Genomic DNA, 24,973 nt, shown 5'->3' with positions numbered 1-24,973 from the left:
TTTCTTTATTTTAGTGTATATATACAAACTATTGCTAATTATAACTTTCATTTTAGAACAAAAAATAAATTTAAATTTAAGATTATATTAATATTATCTGTTTTTTGTTAATTTTGTTATTTAATAAATAATTCATGTTATAATGGGTGATAGGAGGTGCTTAAGTGTTTCTATTGTTTTTAATTTGCCCTATTTTATTTAGTTATTTATATCAGTTAAGTTTTGTAGAGAAGCTTGATTTGACTTACTTTAAATTACGTTCGCATTGCGATTATTGTTATCGACAACTTCGAATTTATGAAATGATCCCGATATTTAGCTTTTTATTTCAAAGAGGTAAAACGACATGTTGTAATAAACAACTCAATCGTTGTTATTTCGTTGGTGAAAGTCTTGCTTTATTACCAGTATTTTTTGTACTACAATATAACACTTTATTAAACATAGATTATTCCACTTTTTTACTCATTTATTTATTCTTACTTGTGCTTGCACTTTATGATATTGCTACCTTTTCAATCCCCTTACATATGCTGTTTATTTTTACATTTTGTATTTGTGTTATAGTACCGATACATTTCATTTCTTTTTTACTCGTAAGTAGTTTACTTCATTTAATATATTTCTTTTGTAATAAATCAATTGGATACGGAGACATTCTTGTCTTCTCTGTATTAGCATTAGCACTGCCGTTTTCTTTATTTAGATACCTTTTTTTATTTACTTTTATTATCGGTGGCGTATTTGCGTTATTTCATTTCATATTTTTTAGAAATACCAAACAGTGTGTACCACTGATTCCTTTTATCTTTCTTGCATTTAATCTCACAATCATATTCCAACAAAGTATAAGCTACGGAGTGAAGTTCTTATGAAAATAAAGGATCTTGCAAATCATCAAAAACCCAGGGAGCGTATGTTAAATTATGGTGCCTCTCATCTATCACATGCTGAATTACTAGCAATTTTAATTAATACTGGTAGAAAAGGATATTCTAGTTTAGATATTGCGAATGAATTACTTAAATCTATTGTGAATTTAAAAGAATTAAAGCATCTATCAATTAATGATTTAAATAAAATCAAAGGCGTTGGACTATACAAAGCACTCACTTTAAAAGCTGCTTTTGAATTAGGTGAACGAATGCATTCTGGAAGTGTTGATGATAAAATTCAAATCAATAGCCCTAAAGATGTAGCAGACTTTATGATGGGGAAAATGGAACATTTAACTCAAGAAAAATTTATAGCGTTATTTTTAAATTCTAAGAATATCATTATCAAGCAAAAAACAATTTTTATGGGGACATTGAATAGTGCTATTGTGCATCCTCGAGAAATCTACAGTGAAGCAGTTAAATGTGCAAGTAATGCAATTATTGTCCTTCATAACCATCCTTCAGGCGATACTACACCATCACTAGAGGATATTAAAACTACAGATAGATTACGAGAATGTGGAGATATATTAGGCATACAATTATTAGATCATGTCATTATTGGTGATCATACATATTTAAGTATGGTTGAAGAAGGTTACTTTGACATATAATAGAATGTCTAATTTCAATTTTTTGTTATAAAATAGATGAGGTATAATGAAATAGTTAACTAAGGAGGGAGAATGTTTGGGGATTTTATTTTTAATTGGGCTATTAATTCCAGTTGTATATTTAATGCAACTGACAAAAAAGAAAGTAGCTATTAATTTGAAACGGACAATAAATACAATTGTCATCTCGATCATTAGTGTTTTAATAGTAACCATTTTATTTATTGTCTTTAATCATGCGAAAATTGAGATATGGCATACTGTTATCAGTGCAATCATTGTATCAATCGTATGGGCATTATTATTAAGCGCGTGTTATTATGTTTATCAAATACTTTCTAATAATGTAAAAAAATAAGTTGTTTCTCTTAAATATAGTAATAGTTGATGTACGACTGAATTAAGTATGATTAAATTTTAACCATGAATGCATTATAAAAATAATTTGATGTAGAAAGCTAAAATCAAAATTTCGATTAATCATTTCATGCTCCAATTCAAGAATGGATGACCATGTTACGGTTCATCTATAAACTAAAGCGCATGCAAAACCATCGCTAATTTTGAGTTAAAAACAGTTTTATAACGTAGAGATGTTTATCACTATGCATTAAAAAAGCCTGAGGCATCTATTCATGCCTCAGTCTCAGATTATTCACATGCATCTTACTCAAATGAATCTATTCACTGTTTTCCAATTTCATAAATATTAATTTAATTTATAAAGTTGAAATAGTAGTTAAAATGATCCATGATCCAAAGAATTCCTTGATATCCTAAGTAGATACATAATACAATGATTCCAATATATATTAAAACTCTTAATAAAGATAAACCTACTCTAAATAATAGTATAACCAAGAGGGCAAGCAGGATTATAGATAAAATATTCATTCTATGTTCACTCCCTTTGCTTTTAATTGTACTATGAATTGAATGACTATTCATCGGTCTATGGGGAACTTTTTAAATACTACTTCAGACTGATGATTTTTTATGGGTAAAATTTTATAATTTAACATGACTTAATAGGAGGATGGTTCATGCGTTTTATATTTAGCATCATTAAAAATATTGTAGCAATTATAGCAATCGTTATTATTGTATTCTTTGCGCTTAAATATGCACCTTTTTTAAAAGACCAACAATGGAATCCAGTTAGTAACGATGAACCATCTGTAAACCATACGCAAACGAAAAAAGATTTAGCTGGAGGTCAACGTTATACTGTTAAAGATAATGATATATTGAATAACGTGCCACTCAGCCAAACTAAAAATGTTTTTGATTGGATAGATAAAAAAGAATTCATGTCTGTATCTGGCATATACAGGATGGGATACAGTGATGATTATTTAGCTGGTCAGCGCGGAGATGAATTTATTATTTATAAATTTGGCTCAGATTCAATCAGAGTATATAGAACAGAAATAGAGATGGAGCAAGATTTAAACCAACTGGGTGAACATATAGAACTATTACCACCTTCAAGCTACGAGTAAGGCGTTTGAATTCTATGCTAAAATGCGTTAGCCTTATATAAGTAAAAACGTTAAAGGTTGGTGTCTAATTATGAGTGAAGAAAAATCTAATGATAAAAAAGTAGATGAGCAAGCTAAAGCACAAAATCTATTTGCACGTTGGAGAAAAGAAGAAACATTATATAAAGAAGATGAAAAAGAAGCCGAAAAGAACGCTAACACTGAAACTTCAGAAGAAGATAAATCATAATATTTAGTTCATAGGTAAATAAGTCTGAAACCAAAACGTTTCAGACTTATTTTATTATAATGTAACGACTTTTATTTGTTTGAATTGTGGTTTCATATTTGAACAATGAGTGGGTAACTATACTATGTTTTATATAGATAATACGTCTTAGCACTTTATTTATTTAATATCGATCATTTTAATACACTATTCACGTTGAAAATTGTTATAATACAATGTATCGTTCTCTTATATATTAATTAAAAGTAGTTTGTTAAAGTTTGTATTTGTAGAATACCTAAACAAAAAGAACTGATTTGAAAATTATTGAGGTTCGTGCTTTATTTCAAACTATGAGTAATATAAAATGATAGAAGAACATAAAATAGTCGTGTAATAGAGGTGTTTAGGTTGTCAAAGTTTTTTAAAAACAACAAATTGATTGTTATTTTGTGTGCAATCATTGTGTTTATTGCCTTAATAGGCGTGTCTTTACGTTCGCAATCGCAATCACCGGTAGAACAATACGTAGGGGATTCTGTAGCGTTTGGACAAAAAGCGGTAAGTTATCCTGTGCAATTTGTGACTGGATCAATTAATAATCTATTTTCAAACGATGGTTCAAAAGAGCAATCGAAAAAATTGAAGCAATTAGAAGCTGAAAATGAAAGATTAGAAAGTGAAAATAAAAAGTATAAAAAAGAATTGGATATTGAAGATATATCTAAGTTTGAACCCATCTCTAGTACGGTTTTATCTAGGAATCCAGATCAGTGGATGAATACATTAATCATTAATCAAGGGTCTAAAGATGGCATTCAAAATAATATGGCTGTCATGACATCAGAAGGCTTAGTTGGTCGTATTTCTAAAGTTAATCAATTTTCATCTCAGGTTGATTTGATTTCAACCAATACACGTGCCAATCGATTATCAGTAAATATCCAACACGATAGTAAAAATGTCTTTGGTTTAATTGATCATTATGATTCGAAAAGTGAAGAATTAGTAATTACTGATATTAATAACAAAGATAGCATTAAAAAAGGAGATAAAGTTGTTACGAGTGGTTTAGCGGATCAACTACCTAGCAGTATTTACATAGGAGAAGTATCTAAAGTTGAAAATGATGAGTATGGGCTATCGAAAGAGGTTCGAGTTAAAACGGCAGCTAATTTATCAGACTTAAACCATGTTTATGTAGCTAAAAGAGATCCTAAGACGATACCTGACGATGGAAGTGGGGATAATTAATGCGAGCTTTATACTACTTTCTAATCGGTATAGTTTTATTCTATATTGACACAGTTATTGGGTTAGTCATTCCAATGCAAATAGGGGATAAGGACATTGTTTTTGTACCTCATTTGATGCTTATGTATTTACTATTAATTTGTGTTTACAGAAGCTTTGGTGTTGCTATGATTTTAGCTGCTGTATTTGGAATAGTAACGGACCTTTATTTCGGTAGTTTTTACGGATTATATTTATTTGGCTTCATTTTATTTGTTGTCATCATGGACTTTTTCTTTAAAACGTTTTATAGAGATAACACGATGCTATTTATTACGGTTTGGTTAAGTACGATATTCTTAGAAATATACGTTGCAATCATTTATAGTATATTAGGTTTAATTGCATTTAATTTTATAGACTTTATTGTTTTCAGACTAATACCAACACTAATATTAAATTTCATTTTATTAGTGATACTATATCCAATTATTACTAAATTCTTCAGAAAAGTACAAATGAAGATTGACAGTAAGTAATCGTAATGCTAAAATGCAGTAGTTGAGTAGTTTTTAGCTACATACAACCGCTCGGATTCAGGTTAAAGTACATGTATGTCACCTGAGTTTGGCGTGACTTAAATTATTAGGAGGTGCAAAGTATGTTTGCTATTATTGAAACAGGTGGAAAACAAGTTAAAGTTGAAGAAGGACAAGAAATCTTCGTTGAGAAATTAGATGTTAACGAAGGTGATTCATTTACTTTTGACAAAGTATTATTTGTAGGTGGAGATGCAGTTAAAGTTGGTGCGCCAACAGTTGAAGGTGCTTCAGTTACTGCTACAGTACAAAAACAAGGTCGCGGTAAAAAAATCACTGTATTCACATACAAACGTCGTAAAGACTCAAAACGTAAAAAAGGTCATCGTCAACCTTACACTAAATTAACAATCGACAAAATCAACGCGTAATCATGATTACTGTTGATGTTACATTGAACGATGCCGGTCAAGTAACTGATGTTATCATGGATGGTCATGCAGAACATGGCGAATATGGACATGATATAGTTTGTGCAGGTGCATCCGCAGTTCTCTTCGGAAGTGTTAATGCTATAATGGGATTAACAAGCGAGAAGCCCGACATTGATTACAATGATGACGGTGGACATTTCCACGTTAGAAGTGTAGACACTACAAATGAACAAGCGCAATTAATTCTTCAAGCAATGCTCGTATCATTGCAAACAATTGAAGAGGAATATAAAGAAAATATTAGACTAAATTATAAGTGAGGTGCAAGCATATGTTAAAATTAAACTTACAATTTTTCTCATCTAAAAAAGGACTTGGTTCTACAAAAAACGGTCGTGACTCAGAATCAAAACGTTTAGGAGCTAAACGTGCTGATGGTCAATACGTTACAGGTGGTTCTATTTTATTCCGCCAACGTGGTACTAAAATTTATCCTGGTGAAAATGTAGGTCGTGGTGGCGACGATACATTATTCGCTAAAATCGACGGCGTTGTTAAATTTGAACGCAAAGGTCGCGACAAAAAACAAGTTTCTGTATACGCAGCAGCTGAGTAATTTTTGTCATCGTTAACACCAGAAGTGATCACTTCTGGTGTTTATTTTTTGTCTTTATTTTCTAGTTAATGAGATAATGATATAATAAAAAAGATATAGAAGTTTAAAATTTGAAAAAAAGAGGTGAAATCATGTTTGTTGATCAAGTTAAAATATCGCTTAAAGCAGGCGATGGTGGTAATGGTATTACAGCTTATCGCAGAGAAAAATATGTACCATTTGGTGGGCCAGCCGGTGGTGACGGTGGAGATGGCGCGTCTATTATATTTGAAGTTGATGAAGGCTTACGAACTTTATTAGATTTTAGATACCAAACACATTTCAAAGCTAAAAGAGGTGACGGTGGTCAAAGCAGCAATATGCACGGTAAAAACGCTGAACACCTTGTCTTGAAGGTACCACCAGGCACTATTATTAAAAGTGCAGATTCTGAAGAAGTATTAGCAGATTTAGTTGAAAATGGCCAACGTGCCGTTGTAGCTAAGGGGGGACGTGGAGGACGCGGAAACTCTCGATTTGCGTCACCAAGAAACCCTGCGCCTGATTTTAGTGAAAACGGAGAACCTGGCGAGGAAATTGAAGTAACCTTAGAGTTGAAATTACTTGCGGATGTTGGACTAGTAGGTTTTCCGAGTGTCGGTAAATCAACATTGTTATCTATCGTTTCTAAAGCTAAACCTAAAATTGGAGCATACCACTTTACTACAATTAAACCAAATTTAGGTGTAGTATCTACTAAAGATCAAAGAAGCTTTGTTATGGCTGACTTACCAGGTCTGATTGAAGGTGCTTCCGAAGGTGTTGGATTAGGGCATCAATTTTTAAAACATGTTGAACGTACTAAAGTAATCGTACATATGATAGATATGAGTGGTTCTGAAGGACGAGATCCCTATGAAGATTATAAAGTAATTAACGAAGAATTAAGCGCATATGAACATCGTTTAGAAGAAAGACCACAAATAGTGGTAGCAAATAAGATGGATATGCCGAATGCAGAAGATAATTTAGCTTTATTCAAAGAAGAAATAAACGACGATTCAGTACACATTATACCGCTTTCTACATTTAAGCATGACCACATAGATGAATTACTTTATGCGATTGCTGATAAATTAGAAGCAGTTAAAGACATTGACTTCAGTAAAGATGAGGAAGAAGATTTAGGTGTGAATAGAGTTGTTTATAAACATACGCCTAGTCAAGATAAATTCACTATTACTAGAGATGATGATGCTGCATACGTTGTTAGTGGTAAGGCAATTGAAAGAATGTTCAAGATGACTGATTTCAATAGTGATCCAGCAGTACGTCGTTTCGCACGTCAAATGCGCTCAATGGGTATTGATGATGCTTTAAGAGCACGTGGTTGTAGAAATGGTGATATCGTGAGAATTTTAGGTGGAGAATTTGAATTTGTTGAATAGGAGTGCATAATATGGACAAAAAAGATTACAAAAAGTTTTACTTAATTCGTGAGGATGTATTACCTGAATCTGTTGTGAAAACTTTAAAGATAAAAGAAGTCTTAAAAAATGATCCATCACTGTCCATATTTGAAGCTGTTAAGCAATTTGATTTATCAAGAAGTGCATTCTATAAATACAGAGATACGATATTTTCAATTGATGAAAAAATCGAATCAACAAGAGAGTTTACGTTGATATTATACGTAAATGATATTGTAGGCATGTTAGCAGAAGTACTGAATACATTATCGAATTTAGATTTATCTGTCTTGACAATTCATCAAAGTATACCGATGGAAGGTAGAGCAACCATCACACTTTCATTGGATGCTACAAGTACCGATTTAGAGATTGATGATGTAATGGAAGCATTAAGAATCGTTGATCATGTTTCTAAAGTGGAATTAATTAGTATGACTATATAAGGAAGTGTATTCATGTACGCATATATTAAAGGCACATTAACTGAATTAAACCCTACACACGTAGTTGTTGAGGCTTCAGGTGTTGGTTATGAAATACAAACGCCAAATTCTTATCGTTTTCAGAAATACATGGACCATGAAGTGGTTGTACATACATCACTTATCGTGCGAGAAGATGCACAATTGCTTTACGGTTTTATAAATCAAGAAGAAAAAGATATGTTTTTAAGCCTAATTAAGGTAACTGGCATCGGACCTAAATCAGCATTGGCTATACTCGCAAGTAGTTCACCAAACGATGTCAAAATAGCAATTGAAAATGAAAATGATGCTTACTTAACAAAATTTCCTGGCATAGGCAAAAAAACAGCGAGACAAATTGTATTGGATCTTAAAGGCAAGGTCCAAATTAATGATGTAGACAGTAGCCAAATTTTAAATATGGATACTCAGGACCACGCTAATGCACCGATTATTAAAGAAGCTTTGCTTGCTCTAGAAGCTTTAGGGTACTCTAAGCGAGAATTAACAAAAGTTGAAAAATCATTGAGTAAAGAAACATTTGACTCAGTAGACGATGCGGTTAAACGAGGCTTACAATTACTTATAGCATAAATATACAATTATATTTAAAAAGGGGGTAAAAAAATGGATGATAGAATGGTTGATCAATCTATGCATGATGAAGAATCTTCATTTGAGTTATCTTTAAGACCAACGAAACTACGCCAATATATTGGACAATCTACGATTAAGTCAAATTTAGAAGTGTTTATTAAAGCTGCCAAAATGCGACAAGAACCGTTAGATCATGTTTTATTATTTGGTCCCCCTGGTTTAGGTAAAACAACATTATCAAATATTATAGCCAATGAAATGGAAGTAAATATCAGAATCATTTCAGGCCCTTCTATAGAACGGCCGGGTGATTTGGCTGCAATTCTTTCAAGTTTACAACCTGGAGATGTGCTATTTATAGATGAAATTCATAGATTGAGTAGCGTTGTTGAAGAAGTATTGTATCCGGCGATGGAGGATTTCTTTTTAGATATTGTTATTGGTAAAGGTGAGGAAGCACGGAGTATTAGAATTGACTTACCGCCTTTCACGCTAATTGGTGCCACAACAAGAGCTGGTAGCTTAACTGCACCATTACGAGATAGATTTGGTGTACATTTAAGACTTGAGTATTACCAAGAGCTTGAATTAAAAGAAATCATCGTACGTACGGCAGAAGTTTTAGGCACTTCCATTGACGACGAAAGTGCAATTGAGTTAGCGAAACGTAGTCGTGGTACACCAAGAGTAGCAAATAGGTTGTTGAAACGCGTGCGTGATTTCCAACAAGTCAACGAAGATGAATTAATAAGTATTGCCACAACAAGAGCTTCATTACAATTACTTCAAGTTGATGATGAAGGTTTAGATTATATTGATCATAAAATGATGAATTGTATTTTAGAACAATATAAAGGTGGCCCTGTTGGCTTAGATACGATTGCAGTTTCGATTGGTGAAGAACGTGTAACTATCGAAGATGTTTACGAGCCATTTTTAATTCAAAAAGGATTTATAGAACGTACACCAAGAGGTAGAAAAGCGACACCTTATGCATTTGAACATTTTAGCAAGAAGAATGGAAAGAAGGAATAAGTTTGGATATTGAAGCATTTGATTATCACTTGCCTGAAGCATTAATTGCACAAACACCTCTGAAGAACAGAGATGAAAGTAGATTGCTAATTCTTGGCAGACAATCTGGTAATATTGAACATAAACATTTTAAAGATGTCACAGATTACCTTAATGAAGGGGATACACTTGTATTAAATGATACAAGGGTTATGCCAGCACGTTTATTTGGAATGAAAGAAGAAACAGGTGCTAAGGTAGAAATGTTAATGCTTACTCAAATCGAAGGCAATGATTGGGAAGTATTATTAAAACCAGCTAAAAGAATTAAGGTTGGTAACAAATTGACCTTTGGTGAAGGGAAAATCATAGCCGAATGCATTGAAGAATTGGATCAAGGTGGTCGTATCATGCGATTGCACTATGATGGTATCCTTCAAGAGCGTTTGGATGAGCTAGGTGAAATGCCATTGCCACCATATATTAAAGAACGGTTAGATGATCAAGAACGTTATCAAACTGTATATGCTAAAGCATCAGGGTCGGCAGCAGCACCCACTGCAGGATTGCATTTCACAGATGAATTGTTAGAACGTATTAAAGCTCAAGGTGTAAATATAGCTTTTATTACATTACATGTAGGTCTAGGAACATTTAGACCAGTTAGTGTAGATAATATCGATGATCATGAAATGCATAGTGAATATTATCAAATGGATGAAACTACAGCAAACCTTTTAAATAGTACAAGAGACAATGGTAATCGAATTATTTCTGTTGGTACGACTTCTACAAGAACTTTAGAAACAATTATGCAATCAAGTGATAGATTTGTCGCTAAAAGTGGATGGACAGATATTTTTATCTTCCCTGGATTCAATTTTAAAGCAATTGACGGATTAATTACCAATTTCCACTTACCAAAATCAACACTCGTTATGCTTGTGTCTGCTTTTAGTTCTAGAGATTATATCATTAATGCTTACAATCAAGCTGTAGCTTCAGAATATAGATTTTTTAGTTTTGGAGATGCAATGTTAATTATTTAGGGAATGAAAGGGGATTTTATATGCCAACGCCAGCTGTTACATATGAGCATATTAAAACTTGTAAACAATCAGGTGCAAGACTAGGTATCGTTCATACACCTCATGGTTCGTTTGAAACACCAATGTTTATGCCTGTTGGAACGAAAGCAACCGTAAAAACAATGAGTCCAGAAGAATTACATCAAATGGAAACTAAGATTATACTAGGTAATACATATCATTTGTGGTTACAACCGGGAAATGATATTATCAGAAAGAGTGGGGGATTACATCAGTTCATGAACTGGAATGGTCCAATACTGACAGATTCTGGTGGTTTCCAAGTATTTAGTTTAAGTAATTTAAGAAAGATTACTGAGGAAGGTGTAGAATTTCGCCATCACACAAATGGATCTAAACTATTTTTAAGTCCTGAAAAATCTATGCAGATTCAAAATGACTTAGGTTCAGATATCATGATGGCATTTGATGAATGTCCACCTATGCCAGCTGAATATAAATATGTTAAAGACTCGATTGAAAGAACAACAAGATGGGCAGAACGCTGTCTTAAAGCACATTCGAGACCAGAGGATCAAGCCTTGTTTGGTATCATACAAGGTGGAGAATATAAAGATCTTAGAAAGCAAAGCGCTGAGGAGTTAGTAGCTTTAGATTTTCCTGGATATGCGATTGGCGGATTGTCTGTAGGAGAACCTAAACCAGTGATGTACGATATGGTACACCATACGGAACAATTCATGCCCAAAGATAAACCACGTTATTTAATGGGTGTTGGCTCGCCTGACGCATTAATTGAATGTAGTATTAGAGGCATGGATATGTTTGACTGTGTATTACCAACACGTATAGCGCGTAATGGTACTTGTATGACTTCTCATGGTCGTGTAATCATTAAAAATGCCAAATACGCTGAAGATTTGGGACCACTTGATGATAATTGCGATTGCTATACTTGTAAAAATTATAGTAGGGCATACATAAGACATTTAATAAAAGCAGAAGAAACTTTTGGAATACGTCTTACTACTTATCATAATTTACATTTCTTGCTGAAATTAATGGAAAATATCCGACAAGCAATTCGTGAAGATCGCCTTCTAGATTTTAAAGAAGAATTCTTTGAACAGTATGGACTTAATGTTGAAAACCCAAAAAACTTTTAAGAGGGAGAAAAAATAATGCAATTTACTTCATTGATATTACCAATATTATTATTAGTATTAATGTGGTTCTTCTTAATTAGACCACAACAAAAAAAGGCTAAAGAGCATCGTGAAATGATTAGTCAAGTAAGCTCAGGTCAACGTGTTACAACAATCGGCGGTATCAAAGGTACGGTTCGTAGTGTTGACGAAACAACAGTTGTATTAACTTTAAATGGTAATGGTACTGAAATCACTTTAGAAAAACCAGCTATTAAACAAGTTGATCCTTCATAATAAATGTTAGAACTGATATGTTTATATCAGTTCTTTTTTATATCTTTTAATCAAATTGATCTAATATATAATAAGATGATGTTGGTTGTTAGGTTACCTTCAGCTAGTTATAATGACAAGTAAGACCTTTAACGCTATAGAGTGTTATAATTTAATGTAATACCATATATTTAACTTTATACGAATGTTAGTCAAAACTGAGCTTTGCTATCGTCACAATGAAATATACAAGGTTAAATTAGTTGAGTTAGTTTTTACACTCGTTGTAATATGTTAAGATATATAAGGTTGTTGAGTAAAATTTTCTAGTTTTATTAAACTTGCATTAATATAATTTAATCGAGTATTCTTAAAACATAAGCTTACAATGAGGTGTTCAAGTGAAGAAAAGTAGTAGAATAGTTGGGTTCATATTACTTGTAGTTCTGTTGTTTGCAGGCATGGGACTTACATATAAGAACGTAGTTAAAGATGTCAATCTTGGATTAGATCTACAAGGTGGATTTGAAGTCTTGTATCAAGTTGATCCTTTACAAAAAGGCGATAAGATAGATGATAAAGCGGTAAAAGCGACAGCTAAGACGCTTGAAAACCGTGTCAATGTCTTAGGGGTTTCAGAGCCTAAAATACAAGTCGAAGATAATAATAGAATTCGTGTGCAGCTAGCAGGTGTGAAAAATCAATCTCAAGCCCGCGATATCTTATCTTCACAAGCGAATTTAACGATTCGTGATGCTGATGACAATGTCAAACTGACAGGTAAAGATATTCAACAAGGGTCGGCTAAACAAGAATTTAAGCAAAATACAAACCAACCAGCAGTTACTTTTAAATTAAAAGATAGCGATAAATTTAAAAAAGTAACTGAAGAAATTTCTAAAAAAGATGAAAATGTCATGGTTGTATGGTTAGATCATGAAAAAGGTGATACTTACCATAAAGAAATGGATAAAAAAGATCCTAAATACGTTTCTGCAGCGTCTGTAGACAAACCGATTAACTCAGATAGTGTGGAAATTTCTGGTGGTTTCAATGGTGAAGAAGGCGTAGAGAAAGCAAAACAAATCGCTGATTTATTAAATTCTGGTTCATTACCAGTAGACCTTAAAGAAATATACTCAAATTCTGTAGGTGCACAATTTGGTCAAGACGCTTTAGATAAAACTGTATTAGCGGCTGCAATTGGTATTGCTGTTATTTACCTATTTATGTTAGGTTTCTATCGTTTACCGGGATTAGTTGCAGTTATCGCTTTAACAACTTACATTTATTTAACATTAGTAGCGTTTAACTTTATTTCTGGTGTATTAACATTGCCAGGATTAGCTGCGTTAGTACTTGGTGTAGGTATGGCAGTCGATGCTAATATTATAATGTATGAGCGGATCAAAGATGAATTGAAGATTGGACGAACGCTTAAACAAGCCTATAAAAAAGCTAATAAGAGCTCTTTCTTAACTATTGTCGATGCACAGCTGACTACAGTCATTGCAGCAGCAGTGTTATTCTTCTTTGGTGAAAGTTCTGTTAAAGGTTTCGCAACGATGTTATTATTAGGTATCCTAATGATTTTCGTAACGGCAGTATTCTTATCAAGATGGTTATTATCGTTATTAATATCATCTAATTTCTTTAAGAAATCCAATTGGCTATTTGGTGTTAGTAAGAAAAATATCCATAACGCTAATGAAGAAAAAGAAATACATGACTTGAAAACACCATACGAGCGCATTGATTTTATGAAATTAGCAAAACCTTTATTAGGTTTAAGCGTGCTTATTATTGTTGTGGGTGCTATCATATTATTTATTTTCAGATTAAATTTAGGTATTGATTTTACAAGTGGTACTCGAGTTGATTTTGAATCTAATAATAAAGTCGACGAGAATAAAGTTACAAATACTTTAGAAAGTAAAGGCTTTAAACCGGATCAAGTTTCTCTTGGTGAAAATGATAAAAACGCAACAGTACAATTTAAGCATGACTTGTCTAAAGACGAAGTTTCTAAAATTCAAGATACGGTAGACCAATCATTTGGTAATAAACCGACTGTGAACACTGTATCACCAGTTATAGGACAGGAATTAGCTAAAAATGCAATGTTAGCACTCATTTACGCAGCAATTGGTATCATCATTTATATTACATTTAGATTCGAATGGCGAATGGGTCTGTCATCTGTACTTGCATTGCTACATGATGCCTTTATGATAGTTGCCGTCTTCAGTCTATTTAGAATAGAAATCGATATTACGTTTATCGCAGCAGTTCTTACAATAATTGGTTATTCTATCAATGATACGATTGTTACATTCGATAGGGTACGGGAAAACTTACACAAAGTAAAAGTGATTACTAAAAATGAACAAATTGATGATATTGTTAATAGATCTATACGTCAAACAATGACACGTTCTATTAATACTGTACTAACTGTAGTTATTGTTGTAATCGCATTGTTGATTTTCGGTGCGCCAAGTATCTTTAACTTCTCATTAGCTTTATTAATTGGATTAATTTCAGGCGTATTCTCATCTGTATTTATTGCAGTACCGCTATGGGGTATTATGAAGAAACGACAGCTTAAGAAATCAGACAATAACAAAATCATTGTTCATAAAGAGAAAAAATCAAATGATGAAAAGATTTTAGTATAAACAATCAGTCATTGAAATTATAGTGAAACGGCTTTCTGCATAAATTGTAGAAGGTCGTTTTTTTTATCAAGGTAGTAAGTATATCTTTGTTCAGGCATTTGATTTTTATTTTTAAATGGAACCACTTTTTATTTTTGGATTTCTTTTGTATAATGACTGGTGGAAATGAGGGAGAATAGTATGATTAAATCAAAATATACTTGGGACGTTAAATCACCAGAAAATGAAATTACAGAGGATGTTTCATTAGATTTAAAACTAACTCCTATTGTAAAAAAAATATTAGAGAGTAAAGAAATTACCGATAAAGCAGCGATAGATCAATTATTAAAAAATAAACAAGTTATGCATGATGCTTGGTTGATGAGCGATATGGAAAAAGCCATAGAACGTATTAATTTAGCCATCGATCAAAATCAAAAAATATTAGTTTATGGTGATTACGATGCAGATGGTGTAACATCAACAACAATATTAGTAAAAACATTAAAAGCGCTAGGTGCGCATGTTGGCTGGTATATACCCAATCGATTTTCAGAAGGGTACGGCCCCAATGAAATGGCTTTTAAAAATGCACATGAGGAAGGTATATCTTTAATAATAACTGTAGATAACGGTATACAAGGACATGATGAAATACAGATGATTCAAGATTTAGGTGTCGATGTTATTGTTACAGATCATCATGAAATTGGTAGAACAATGCCTAGTGCGTTTGCTATAGTCCATCCAATGCATCCGGAGTTTGACTATCCCTTTAAATATTTATGTGGGGCTGGTGTTGCATATAAATTAGCGCAAAATCTATTAGATGAACCGCCAGCTTATTTTCTTGGATTAGTTGCTATTGGAACGGTTGCCGATTTGGTATCATTAACTGATGAAAACAGAGCTTTAGTCCAAAAAGGTTTAGAAATACTAAACGATCATTGTCCAGCATCAATTAAGGCAATACTTAAACAAGCGGGTTATAATGATGTAATTACGGAAGAAACGATCGGATTTATTATTGGCCCAAGATTGAATGCGGTAGGTAGACTCGAAGATGCAGCATTAGCTGCTGAGTTATTGATGACTGATAATGATGAAGAAGCAGAATTTTTAGCAGAACAAGTTGAATTCTTTAATCAAGAACGAAAAGATATCGTTGCCCAAATTACAGAAGAGGCATTAGCTGCTGCTGAGGATCAAGTCAAACAAGGGACAAAGTTTTTACTTTTAGCACAGGCAGATTGGCATGAAGGTGTACTTGGCATTGTTGCATCTAAGATAGTAGAAACATATAGCTTACCAACATTGATTTTAAATATTGATGAAACACAAGATCATGCGAAAGGTTCTGCACGCAGTATAGAACAAGTCTCAATGTTTGAAATTTTAAATGCACATTCAGATTTAATTTCAAAATTTGGTGGGCATCATATGGCTGCTGGAATCACAATGCCAATTGAAAATATCGAAAGTTTAAGACAAGGCTTAAATGATTGGATGGCACAATTAGCATCAACAACATCACTAGAACCGCGTAAAAAAGTGGATGTTAAAGTAGCAGAAACAGATATAACAATCAAGAATATTCAAGATATTCAAAGACTTAGACCATTTGGTACTGACTTTTCAAGCCCATGTTTTGAATTAGAAGGCGTCATAGTCAATCAAGCTAAAGCCATTGGTCAAGATAAAAAACATTTGAAAATGGTATTAGGTGATAGCCAATTGCAAGCTATTTTTTGGCAGAATGGTCATCTTGTGAAAGAACTAGGAGAACAGCAACCTATAAATGTAATAGGTACACTTCAAATAAATGAATGGAACGGATTTCAATCTCCACAATTTATGATTCAAGATTTAGCAAGTAATAATTTACAAATTTTAGATTATAGAAGCAAAAGTAAAGTGAGTGGATTTGAACAAGACTCAAGTAACGTTGCATATCTCATTCATAACAAGAGTGAAAAATTAGATGATAATTATTACTACTATGGTGATACAATTGACCAATCATATGATAAATATGTATTTAGAGATTTACCACCTTCAATTCAAGCTATAAAAACAACACTTAAAACAGTTGATGTTTCTCAAATATACTTGGTGCTTAATCACGAACGCTCAATTTATTTTGAAGGTATGCCCAAAATGGAAACATTTAAAAAATGCTTTAAAGCATTGGCAACTAAAAAAGAAACAGATTTAGCTAAAGAAGGCATGCAATTATGCCAATTTTTAAATATACAACCAAGTATGCTTAAATTCATTCTAAAAGTTTTTCTTGATTTAGAGTTTATAAAAGATGAAAATGGTATAATTAAAATGAATAGTGTTTCAACAAAGAGAGAAATAGAATCTAGTAAATACTATCAAGGCAGACTAGATAGAATAGAAGTTGAAAAAGTGCTTCTCTATGATGATTTCGCTAATTTAAAAAAATGGATTAAAACTGAACTGGTAGATAAATAGGAGGAAGTTTGAATGGATTTAAAACAATATGTATCTGAAGTTGAAGATTGGCCAAAACCGGGTGTGAATTTTAAAGATATAACGACAATTATGGATAATGGAGAAGCGTATGGTTACGCTACTAATCAAATTGTTGAATATGCGAAACTTAGAGACGTAGATATTATTGTTGGACCTGAAGCGCGTGGTTTCATCATTGGATGTCCAGTGGCATATTCAATGGGCATTGGTTTTGCACCAGTGCGTAAAGAAGGCAAACTTCCACGCGAAGTTATCCGTTATGAATATGATTTAGAATATGGCACGAATGTGTTAACAATGCACAAAGATGCTATAAAACCAGGGCAACGTGTATTAATCACGGATGATTTACTTGCTACAGGTGGAACAATTGAAGCTGCTATTAAACTTGTTGAAAAATTAGGTGGCATTGTTGTTGGCATCGCATTCATAATAGAATTAAAATACTTAAACGGTATTGAAAAAATTAAAGACTATGATGTAATGAGTTTAATTTCATATGAAGATTAAATTAATCTAGTAAAAGAAGTCAGATATGCACATTTTAAGGCATGTGCTATCTGACTTTTTTATTTATTCAAATATGGACTGTTCTAAATGATACTTTGAAATGAAAATTAGAATAATTTTAAACTGGATTTTATTATTCGTATGGCCTACGCATTTATTTATTTAATAACATGTAGTATTATATAACTATTATACAAAATTTGGCCTAATAACGTAAAAAAACGTTATAATCGAAAATAATACAATGAATAGAAGCTATTGAAGCTAACGAAATATAATACTGGGTATCTAATAGCGATTAATATTTAGTATAGGGGTGTCTTAAGTGAATAATGAATATCCATATAGTGCAGATGAAGTACTATCTAAAGCAAAATCATATTTATCAAAAGAGGACTATGAATTTGTATTAAAAAGTTATCATATAGCCTACGAAGCACATGAAGGCCAATTTAGAAAAAATGGATTACCTTATATTATGCATCCAATTCAAGTTGCAGGTATCTTAACGGAAATGCATTTAGATGGTCCAACGATTGTTGCAGGTTTCTTACACGATGTAATTGAAGATACACCTTATACATTTGATGATGTGAAAGGCATGTTCAATGAAGAAATTGCAGTAATTGTTGAAGGCGTAACAAAATTAAAAAAAGTGAAATATCGATCTAAAGAAGAACAACAAGCAGAGAATCATAGAAAATTATTTATTGCTATTGCTAAAGATGTTCGAGTTATCTTAGTTAAATTAGCAGACCGATTACATAATATGAGAACATTAAAAGCAATGCCAAGGGAAAAACAAATTAGAATTTCTAAAGAGACATTAGAAATTTATGCACCATTAGCACATCGATTAGGGATTAATACGATTAAATGGGAATTAGAAGATACGGCTTTAAGATATACAGATTCTGTACAATATTTTAGAATCGTGAATCTCATGAAAAAGAAACGCAGTGAAAGAGAAGAGTATATTCAAAACGCGATTAATCAAATTCAGTCTGATTTAACTAGTATGAATATTGTAGGGGATATTAATGGTCGTCCTAAACATATCTATAGCATTTATAGAAAAATGGTTAAACAGAAGAAACAATTTGATCAAATCTTTGATCTATTAGCAATACGTATCATCGTCAATTCAATTAATGATTGTTATGCTGTGTTAGGTTTAGTGCATACATTATGGAAACCAATGCCAGGCAGATTTAAAGACTATATTGCTATGCCGAAGCAGAATATGTACCAGTCATTACATACTACAGTCGTGGGCCCTAATGGCGATCCATTAGAAATTCAAATAAGAACCTTTGAAATGCATGAAATTGCAGAGCACGGTGTTGCAGCACATTGGGCATACAAAGAAGGTAAGAAAGTAACTGAGAAGTCACAAAATTTTAATAATAAATTGAATTGGATTAAGGAATTAGCTGAAACAAATAATACAACTTCTGATGCTGAAGAGTTTATGGAAACTCTTAAATTTGACTTGCAAAGTGATAAAGTCTATGCATTTACGCCAGAAAGTGATGTAATTGAATTACCATATGGTGCGGTTCCTATCGATTTTGCCTATGCGGTACATAGTGAAGTAGGTAATAAGATGATTGGTTCAAAAGTAAATGGTAAAATTGAGCCGATAGATTATGTGTTACAAACTGGTGATATAGTAGAAATCAGAACGAGTAAACATTCTTATGGTCCTAGTAGAGATTGGTTGAAAATAGTAAAATCATCTAGTGCTAAAAGTAAAATACGTAGTTTCTTTAAAAAGCAAGACCGTTCTTCAAATATTGAAAAGGGTAAATTCATGATTGAAGCGGAAATTAAAGACCAAGGCTTTAGAGTTGATACCGTGCTAACGGATGATAATATCGCTGTCGTTAATGATAAATATAATTTTGCAAATGAAGATGATTTATTTGCAGCTGTAGGCTTTGGTGGCGTAACTGCACTACAAATAGTCAATAAATTAACTGAAAAACAACGTATTATCGATAAACAAAAAGCCTTGAATGAAGCACAAGAAATTACTAAATCTGTACCAATTAAAGATGATATTACAACCGATAGTGGTGTATATGTAGAAGGTATTGAAAATGTATTAATTAGATTATCAAAATGTTGTAATCCTATACCCGGAGATGATATCGTTGGATATATCACTAAAGGTCATGGCATAAAAGTTCACCGAACGGACTGTCCAAATATCAAGAATGAAAAAGAAAGATTGATACATGTTGAATGGGTACGCTCAAAGGATTCAACGCAACGCTATCAAGTGGATTTAGAAGTTTCTGCTTACGATAGAAACGGCCTTTTAAATGAAGTATTACAAGCTGTCAATTCAACACAAAGCAACTTAGTCAAAGTTTCAGGCCGTTCAGATATTGACAAAAATGCAGTGATTAATATTAGTGTTATGGTAAAAAATGTAAATGAAGTTTACCAAGTTGTAGATAAAATTAAACAGCTCGGCGATGTATACACAGTCACTAGAGTATGGAATTAGAGGTGCAACCAAATGAGAATCGTAGTTCAAAGAGTGAAACACGCTTCAGTTACAAATGACTCAGTAGATAATAAAATAAATAAAGGCTACTGTTTATTAGTTGGTGTAGGAAAATCATCAACTGAAGCAGATATTGCTACATTAGCGAAAAAAATTGTTAATGCACGTTTATTTGAGGATGCAGATGGTAAATTAAATTTAAACTTACAACAAGTTGAAGGAGAAATATTGTCTATTTCACAATTCACTTTGTATGCAGATGTTAGAAAAGGAAATAGACCAGGATTCACACAATCGATGTCACCTGATCGCGCTAATGAATTATATGAACAATTCAATGATACTTTACGCTCATATGGTATTAATGTATTAACCGGTGAATTTGGTACAGACATGCTTGTTGATATTGCCAATGATGGTCCTGTAACGATTATTTATGAAAGTCAGGATGGCAAAATCATATGAAGAAGTTCAATGATTGGTTAGAAAAACATAATCTTAGAAACATCCCCACACTTATTGTCGTTGTTGCATTTGTACTCTTTGTTTTTATGGCCATTGCTTTCTTAAATCATAATGACGAAGACAGTAGTACGATTTATATTACTGAAGATGCTGAATTGAGAACAGGACCTAGCGCTGCTTATCCTGAAATACATTCAATTGACAAAGGACAAAATTTCCATAAAATAGGCAAAACTGGTAAATGGATAGAAGTTGTATCCAGTAATAACAAAGAAAAAGGTTGGGTAGCAGGTTGGCATACCAATTTGAATATTCAAGCAGATAAGAATCCCAATGCTAAACCATTAAAAGATAAAACAATTGTACTTGATCCTGGTCACGGTGGTAGTGATCAGGGTGCATCAAGTAATACCCACAAAAAAAGCAAAGAGAAAGTATATACTTTAAAAACGGCTAAAGAATTAAGAGCACTTCTTGAGAAAGAAGGCGCAACAGTAAGTATGACGCGTGAGTCTGATACTTATGTAACACTTGATGACCGTAATATTAAAGGTGATGCTTATATTAGTATACATAATGATTCACTTAAATCTTCCACAGCAAATGGAAGTACAGTCTATTGGTTTAAAGACAATCAAAAAGCATTAGCTGAAACCTTAAGTGCCAGCTTGCAAAAGAAAGCGTTATTAACCAATAAAGGCGCAAGACAAGAAAACTTCCAAGTATTGAGACAAACAAACGTACCTGCTGTCTTATTAGAACTAGGTTATATTAGTAATCCAACAGATGAAGATATGATTACAGAAAAATTACATCGTCATATTGTAGAACAAACAATTGTTGAAGGACTACGGGCGTATTTTTCAGAATAAAAAGGTTGCATATTTTTAACAAAGTCGTTATCATTGAATATGAATTCTATATTAAAACCGATATGATTCTTGAAATTTCTAATTGAAATGGTAGCATTTTACGTGTGTAGAGACATAATTCATGGCTGAAAAATTATGCAAATTAAGTTAGAAATATATAACACAAGAACAGGTGCTTTTTAAAAAGCCGCGTAACGAGCGTTAATCGTAAGAAGTGGGTTATAAATTACAACTTATAACCAATTAGGGTGGCAACACGGAAATTCGTCCCTTGTATGACTTATTAGTCATGCAAGGGTTTTTTTATTGCATAAAAGGAGAGATTCTATGATCAATATACCTAGAGGGACGCAAGATATTTTACCAAATGAAACTAAAAAATGGCGTTTTATAGAAGCAAGATTAGATGAATTAATGGAAGTATATAATTATCAAGAAATTCGTACACCTATTTTTGAGAGTACTGAATTGTTTGCACGTGGTGTAGGAGATTCTACAGATGTTGTACAAAAAGAAATGTATACTTTTAAAGATAAAGGTGATAGAAGCATTACGTTACGTCCAGAAGGGACTGCTGCAGTAGTTCGTTCATACATTGAAAATAAAATGCAAGGTTTACCAAATCAACCTATTAAGCTTTATTATAATGGTCCGATGTTTAGATATGAACGCAAACAAAAAGGACGTTATCGCCAATTTACACAATTTGGAGTTGAAGCAATTGGTGCTGAAAACCCTGGTGTTGATGCTGAAGTATTAGCTATGGCAATGCACATTTATCAATCATTTGGGTTAAAACATTTAAAATTAGTGATTAATAGTATTGGTGATATCGATTCACGTCACGAATATAACGAAGCTTTAGTTAAACATTTCGAACCAGTTATTGGCGACTTTTGTAGTGATTGTCAATCAAGATTGCACACGAATCCAATGAGAATATTGGATTGTAAAATAGATAAAGATAAAGAAGCAGTGAAAACTGCGCCTAGAATTACAGAATTTTTAAATGAAACATCTAAGCAGTATTATGCAGATGTCAAACAACATTTAGATGACTTAGGTGTACCTTATGTTGAAGATCCTAATTTGGTACGAGGCCTAGACTATTATACGCACACTGCATTTGAATTAATGATTGATAATCCTAACTATGATGGTGCGATAACAACTTTATGTGGTGGCGGTCGTTATAATGGATTATTAGAGTTATTAGATGGACCTCACCAAACAGGTATAGGTTTTGCTTTAAGTATTGAAAGGTTACTGTTAGCACTTGATGAAGAAAACATTGAACTAGATACTGAACATGACTTTGATTTATTCATTGTTACGATGGGTGAAGAAGCAAATCGATATGCAGTTAAACTACTTAATGATTTACGTCGAAATGGTGTTAAGGCAGATAAAGATTACTTACAACGTAAAGTTAAGGGTCAAATGAAACAAGCGGATAGATTAAATGCTAATTACACAATTGTTATTGGTGAGCAAGAATTACAAGAAAATAAAATTAATGTTAAAAATATGCAAACAGGTGAAAGTGAAAGCGTTGATTTAGATAAATTAGTTAATTATTTTAAAAAATAAGGAGAAGATAAAATGAGTAAACGTACAACATATTGTGGTTTAGTAACGGAATCTTTATTAGATCAAGAAGTTACATTAAAGGGTTGGGTACACAACCGTAGAGATTTGGGAGGATTAATTTTTGTTGATTTACGTGACCGTGAAGGTTATGTACAAATCGTGTTTAATCCAGATTTTTCTGAAGAAGCATTGAAAACTGCTGAAACCGTAAGATCGGAATATGTTGTAGAGGTTAAAGGTCTAGTTAAAAAACGTGACCCTCAAACAGTCAATCATAAAATTGCAACGGGTCAAGTAGAGGTGCAAGTATCAGAAATCAATATCATTAATAAATCAGAAACGCCACCTTTTGCTATTAATGAAGAAAATCAAAATGTTGATGAAAACATTCGATTGAAATATAGATATCTTGATTTAAGACGACAAGAATTAGCACAAACTTTTAAAATGAGACATCAAACAACACGTTCAATAAGACAATATTTAGATAAAGAAGGCTTTTTTGATATCGAAACGCCAGTATTAACTAAATCAACGCCTGAAGGTGCGCGTGATTATCTTGTACCTTCTCGTGTACATGATGGAGAGTTTTATGCATTACCACAATCACCTCAAATTTTTAAGCAGTTATTAATGATTAGTGGTTTTGATAAATACTATCAAATCGTCAAATGTTTCCGTGACGAAGATTTACGTGCCGACCGTCAACCAGAATTCACTCAAGTCGATATCGAAATGAGCTTTGTTGATCAAGAAGATGTCATGGATATGGGTGAAGAAATGTTGCAAAATGTCGTAAAAGATGTCAAACATGTTGAAATTCCACGTCCATTCCCAAGAATGACATATAATGAAGCAATGGAACGTTATGGGTCAGATAAACCAGATACACGTTTTGAAATGGAGTTAATTAATGTATCTGAACTTGGCGAAGAGATGGACTTCAAAGTATTTAAAGATGCCGTTAATAATGATGGCCAAGTTAAAGCAATCGTTGCAAAAGGGGCAGCTGATCAATATACTAGAAAAGATATTGATGCATTAACTGAATTTGTAAATATTTATGGCGCTAAAGGATTGGCTTGGGTCAAAGTGGTTGATGACGGTTTAAGTGGTCCAATCGCTAGATTCTTTGAAACAACACATATTGAAAAATTACAATCATTAACAAATGCAGAATCTGGAGATTTAGTATTATTTGTTGCTGATAAACCCAATGTTGTTGCTCAAAGTTTAGGTGCACTTAGACTTAAACTTGCAAGAGAGTTAGACTTAATAGACGAATCTAAATTGAATTTCTTGTGGGTAACAGATTGGCCATTATTAGAATATGATGAAGATCTCAAACGCTATACTGCAGCACATCATCCATTCACAGCACCAAAACAAGAAGATATTGAAAAATTAGATAGCGAACCTGAAAATGCACAAGCTAATGCATACGATGTTGTGTTAAATGGTTACGAATTAGGTGGTGGATCAATCAGAATCCATAACGGAGAGCTGCAAGCTAAAATGTTTGAAGTCTTAGGCTTTACTGAAGAACAAGCTCAGGAACAATTTGGTTTCTTACTTGATGCATTCAAATATGGTGCACCACCACATGGTGGTATTGCGTTAGGACTTGACCGTTTAGTTATGCTATTAACAGGTCGTACGAATTTACGTGATACGATTGCATTCCCTAAAACGGCTTCAGCAACGTGTCTATTAACAGATGCACCAAGTGAAGTTTCTGAAAATCAATTAGAAGAACTATCATTACGTATACGTCATTAATAG

General features: G+C 32.8%; 26 protein-coding genes and 1 other annotated feature. Of the genes, 25 read left to right on the top strand and 1 reads right to left on the bottom strand.

All coding sequences use genetic code 11. From position 1 onward, the window contains the following. Positions 1–164 precede the first annotated feature (164 nt). The 3 genes from ACM595_RS03680 (at position 165) to ACM595_RS03670 (ending at position 1,910) form a co-directional block, all read left to right on the top strand. On the top strand, positions 165–875 hold the full coding sequence (locus ACM595_RS03680) for a prepilin peptidase (RefSeq protein ID WP_075339795.1): 711 nt from the start codon (positions 165–167) through the stop codon (positions 873–875). After that, positions 872–1,552 carry a RadC family protein gene (gene radC, locus ACM595_RS03675; RefSeq protein WP_069837970.1) on the top strand — a complete coding sequence of 227 codons (681 nt, stop codon included), beginning with the start codon at positions 872–874 and terminating at the stop codon, positions 1,550–1,552. Before ACM595_RS03680 ends, radC begins: the two co-directional genes overlap by 4 nt. A gap of 76 nt (positions 1,553–1,628) precedes the next feature. Continuing rightward, positions 1,629–1,910 (top strand): hypothetical protein, encoded by a 282-nt coding sequence (locus tag ACM595_RS03670; protein ID WP_011302939.1) that lies wholly within the window; start codon positions 1,629–1,631, stop codon positions 1,908–1,910. Positions 1,911–2,266: 356 nt separating this feature from the next. Here ACM595_RS03670 and ACM595_RS03665 read toward each other — a convergent pair whose 3' ends face one another. Next, complete coding sequence (locus ACM595_RS03665; protein WP_011302940.1) at positions 2,267–2,446, bottom strand: hypothetical protein; 180 nt, start codon at positions 2,444–2,446, stop codon at positions 2,267–2,269. Between the two features lie 149 nt (positions 2,447–2,595). Here ACM595_RS03665 and ACM595_RS03660 point away from each other — a divergent pair, with 149 nt between their 5' ends. From ACM595_RS03660 to aspS, 22 genes are all read left to right on the top strand, one after another. Beyond that, on the top strand, positions 2,596–3,054 hold the full coding sequence (locus ACM595_RS03660; RefSeq protein WP_011302941.1) for a DUF4930 family protein: 459 nt from the start codon (positions 2,596–2,598) through the stop codon (positions 3,052–3,054). 70 nt (positions 3,055–3,124) lie between these two features. Beyond that, positions 3,125–3,283 (top strand): hypothetical protein, encoded by a 159-nt coding sequence (locus ACM595_RS03655; protein ID WP_002483086.1) that lies wholly within the window; start codon positions 3,125–3,127, stop codon positions 3,281–3,283. Positions 3,284–3,673: 390 nt separating this feature from the next. Continuing rightward, positions 3,674–4,516: a rod shape-determining protein MreC gene (gene mreC / locus ACM595_RS03650; RefSeq protein ID WP_011302942.1), complete on the top strand. Its 843-nt coding sequence runs from the start codon at positions 3,674–3,676 to the stop codon at positions 4,514–4,516. Beyond that, a complete protein-coding gene (mreD, locus tag ACM595_RS03645; RefSeq protein ID WP_002483088.1) occupies positions 4,516–5,034 on the top strand; it encodes a rod shape-determining protein MreD in 519 nt (172 codons plus the stop codon). The genes mreC and mreD overlap by 1 nt, the downstream gene beginning before the upstream one ends. Positions 5,035–5,069: 35 nt before the next feature. Continuing rightward, positions 5,070–5,143 (top strand) — a sequence feature (ribosomal protein L21 leader region). Between the two features lie 13 nt (positions 5,144–5,156). Beyond that, positions 5,157–5,465, top strand: coding sequence for a 50S ribosomal protein L21 (rplU, locus tag ACM595_RS03640; RefSeq protein WP_011302944.1), 309 nt, complete (start codon positions 5,157–5,159; stop codon positions 5,463–5,465). Positions 5,466–5,467: 2 nt separating this feature from the next. Further along, on the top strand, positions 5,468–5,788 hold the full coding sequence (locus ACM595_RS03635) for a ribosomal-processing cysteine protease Prp (protein WP_002483090.1): 321 nt from the start codon (positions 5,468–5,470) through the stop codon (positions 5,786–5,788). An 11-nt stretch (positions 5,789–5,799) separates the two neighbouring features. Then, positions 5,800–6,084 carry a 50S ribosomal protein L27 gene (rpmA, locus tag ACM595_RS03630; protein ID WP_002483091.1) on the top strand — a complete coding sequence of 95 codons (285 nt, stop codon included), beginning with the start codon at positions 5,800–5,802 and terminating at the stop codon, positions 6,082–6,084. 131 nt (positions 6,085–6,215) lie between these two features. Beyond that, positions 6,216–7,511, top strand: coding sequence for a GTPase ObgE (gene obgE, locus ACM595_RS03625; RefSeq protein WP_037538322.1), 1,296 nt, complete (start codon positions 6,216–6,218; stop codon positions 7,509–7,511). An 11-nt stretch (positions 7,512–7,522) separates the two neighbouring features. After that, the gene (locus ACM595_RS03620) at positions 7,523–7,978 is read left to right on the top strand and encodes an ACT domain-containing protein (RefSeq protein ID WP_002483093.1); all 456 of its coding nucleotides are present in this window, start codon (positions 7,523–7,525) and stop codon (positions 7,976–7,978) included. Positions 7,979–7,990: 12 nt separating this feature from the next. After that, positions 7,991–8,593: a Holliday junction branch migration protein RuvA gene (gene ruvA / locus ACM595_RS03615; protein WP_041080565.1), complete on the top strand. Its 603-nt coding sequence runs from the start codon at positions 7,991–7,993 to the stop codon at positions 8,591–8,593. 33 nt (positions 8,594–8,626) lie between these two features. After that, positions 8,627–9,631 (top strand): Holliday junction branch migration DNA helicase RuvB, encoded by a 1,005-nt coding sequence (ruvB, locus tag ACM595_RS03610; protein ID WP_002483095.1) that lies wholly within the window; start codon positions 8,627–8,629, stop codon positions 9,629–9,631. 2 nt (positions 9,632–9,633) lie between these two features. Beyond that, positions 9,634–10,659, top strand: coding sequence for a tRNA preQ1(34) S-adenosylmethionine ribosyltransferase-isomerase QueA (gene queA / locus ACM595_RS03605; RefSeq protein ID WP_419744439.1), 1,026 nt, complete (start codon positions 9,634–9,636; stop codon positions 10,657–10,659). A 20-nt stretch (positions 10,660–10,679) separates the two neighbouring features. Then, positions 10,680–11,825: a tRNA guanosine(34) transglycosylase Tgt gene (tgt, locus tag ACM595_RS03600; RefSeq protein ID WP_011302950.1), complete on the top strand. Its 1,146-nt coding sequence runs from the start codon at positions 10,680–10,682 to the stop codon at positions 11,823–11,825. A 15-nt stretch (positions 11,826–11,840) separates the two neighbouring features. Beyond that, positions 11,841–12,101 carry a preprotein translocase subunit YajC gene (yajC, locus tag ACM595_RS03595; RefSeq protein ID WP_011302951.1) on the top strand — a complete coding sequence of 87 codons (261 nt, stop codon included), beginning with the start codon at positions 11,841–11,843 and terminating at the stop codon, positions 12,099–12,101. 380 nt (positions 12,102–12,481) lie between these two features. After that, positions 12,482–14,758, top strand: a complete 2,277-nt coding sequence (secDF, locus tag ACM595_RS03590; RefSeq protein ID WP_075339792.1) for a protein translocase subunit SecDF — start codon at positions 12,482–12,484, stop codon at positions 14,756–14,758. A gap of 180 nt (positions 14,759–14,938) precedes the next feature. Continuing rightward, a complete protein-coding gene (recJ, locus tag ACM595_RS03585; protein ID WP_069837975.1) occupies positions 14,939–17,218 on the top strand; it encodes a single-stranded-DNA-specific exonuclease RecJ in 2,280 nt (759 codons plus the stop codon). A gap of 12 nt (positions 17,219–17,230) precedes the next feature. Beyond that, entirely contained in the window at positions 17,231–17,749 is a 519-nt protein-coding gene (locus ACM595_RS03580) for an adenine phosphoribosyltransferase (protein ID WP_419744438.1), read from the top strand. Positions 17,750–18,074: 325 nt separating this feature from the next. Further along, positions 18,075–20,264, top strand: a complete 2,190-nt coding sequence (locus ACM595_RS03575) for a RelA/SpoT family protein (protein WP_002483103.1) — start codon at positions 18,075–18,077, stop codon at positions 20,262–20,264. A gap of 12 nt (positions 20,265–20,276) precedes the next feature. Further along, complete coding sequence (gene dtd / locus ACM595_RS03570) at positions 20,277–20,729, top strand: D-aminoacyl-tRNA deacylase (protein ID WP_037538327.1); 453 nt, start codon at positions 20,277–20,279, stop codon at positions 20,727–20,729. Further along, on the top strand, positions 20,726–21,601 hold the full coding sequence (locus tag ACM595_RS03565; protein ID WP_075339790.1) for an N-acetylmuramoyl-L-alanine amidase: 876 nt from the start codon (positions 20,726–20,728) through the stop codon (positions 21,599–21,601). The genes dtd and ACM595_RS03565 overlap by 4 nt, the downstream gene beginning before the upstream one ends. 327 nt (positions 21,602–21,928) lie before the next feature. Then, positions 21,929–23,191 carry a histidine--tRNA ligase gene (gene hisS, locus ACM595_RS03560; protein ID WP_075339789.1) on the top strand — a complete coding sequence of 421 codons (1,263 nt, stop codon included), beginning with the start codon at positions 21,929–21,931 and terminating at the stop codon, positions 23,189–23,191. A 12-nt stretch (positions 23,192–23,203) separates the two neighbouring features. Further along, complete coding sequence (gene aspS / locus ACM595_RS03555; RefSeq protein ID WP_069822037.1) at positions 23,204–24,970, top strand: aspartate--tRNA ligase; 1,767 nt, start codon at positions 23,204–23,206, stop codon at positions 24,968–24,970. Positions 24,971–24,973 lie beyond the last annotated feature (3 nt).

The sequence above is a fragment of the Staphylococcus sp. LKG3-1 genome (assembly GCF_048568385.1).
Taxonomy (GTDB): Bacteria; Bacillota; Bacilli; order Staphylococcales; family Staphylococcaceae; genus Staphylococcus; species Staphylococcus saprophyticus.
Note: the sequence above shows the minus strand (reverse complement) of the source record. Positions and strands in the feature narration are given on the sequence as shown.

Bases quoted from the DNA above. Each gene is read 5' to 3' on its own strand.
- radC (WP_069837970.1), top strand. From the start codon at position 872: ATGAAAATAAAGGATCTTGCAAATCATCAAAAACCCAGGGAGCGTATG.
- ACM595_RS03665 (WP_011302940.1), bottom strand. From the start codon at position 2,446: ATGAATATTTTATCTATAATCCTGCTTGCCCTCTTGGTTATACTATTA.
- ACM595_RS03660 (WP_011302941.1), top strand. From the start codon at position 2,596: ATGCGTTTTATATTTAGCATCATTAAAAATATTGTAGCAATTATAGCA.
- ACM595_RS03655 (WP_002483086.1), top strand. From the start codon at position 3,125: ATGAGTGAAGAAAAATCTAATGATAAAAAAGTAGATGAGCAAGCTAAA.
- mreD (WP_002483088.1), top strand. From the start codon at position 4,516: ATGCGAGCTTTATACTACTTTCTAATCGGTATAGTTTTATTCTATATT.
- rplU (WP_011302944.1), top strand. From the start codon at position 5,157: ATGTTTGCTATTATTGAAACAGGTGGAAAACAAGTTAAAGTTGAAGAA.
- ACM595_RS03635 (WP_002483090.1), top strand. From the start codon at position 5,468: ATGATTACTGTTGATGTTACATTGAACGATGCCGGTCAAGTAACTGAT.
- rpmA (WP_002483091.1), top strand. From the start codon at position 5,800: ATGTTAAAATTAAACTTACAATTTTTCTCATCTAAAAAAGGACTTGGT.
- obgE (WP_037538322.1), top strand. From the start codon at position 6,216: ATGTTTGTTGATCAAGTTAAAATATCGCTTAAAGCAGGCGATGGTGGT.
- ACM595_RS03620 (WP_002483093.1), top strand. From the start codon at position 7,523: ATGGACAAAAAAGATTACAAAAAGTTTTACTTAATTCGTGAGGATGTA.
- ruvA (WP_041080565.1), top strand. From the start codon at position 7,991: ATGTACGCATATATTAAAGGCACATTAACTGAATTAAACCCTACACAC.
- ruvB (WP_002483095.1), top strand. From the start codon at position 8,627: ATGGATGATAGAATGGTTGATCAATCTATGCATGATGAAGAATCTTCA.
- tgt (WP_011302950.1), top strand. From the start codon at position 10,680: ATGCCAACGCCAGCTGTTACATATGAGCATATTAAAACTTGTAAACAA.
- yajC (WP_011302951.1), top strand. From the start codon at position 11,841: ATGCAATTTACTTCATTGATATTACCAATATTATTATTAGTATTAATG.
- recJ (WP_069837975.1), top strand. From the start codon at position 14,939: ATGATTAAATCAAAATATACTTGGGACGTTAAATCACCAGAAAATGAA.
- ACM595_RS03580 (WP_419744438.1), top strand. From the start codon at position 17,231: ATGGATTTAAAACAATATGTATCTGAAGTTGAAGATTGGCCAAAACCG.
- dtd (WP_037538327.1), top strand. From the start codon at position 20,277: ATGAGAATCGTAGTTCAAAGAGTGAAACACGCTTCAGTTACAAATGAC.
- ACM595_RS03565 (WP_075339790.1), top strand. From the start codon at position 20,726: ATGAAGAAGTTCAATGATTGGTTAGAAAAACATAATCTTAGAAACATC.
- hisS (WP_075339789.1), top strand. From the start codon at position 21,929: ATGATCAATATACCTAGAGGGACGCAAGATATTTTACCAAATGAAACT.
- aspS (WP_069822037.1), top strand. From the start codon at position 23,204: ATGAGTAAACGTACAACATATTGTGGTTTAGTAACGGAATCTTTATTA.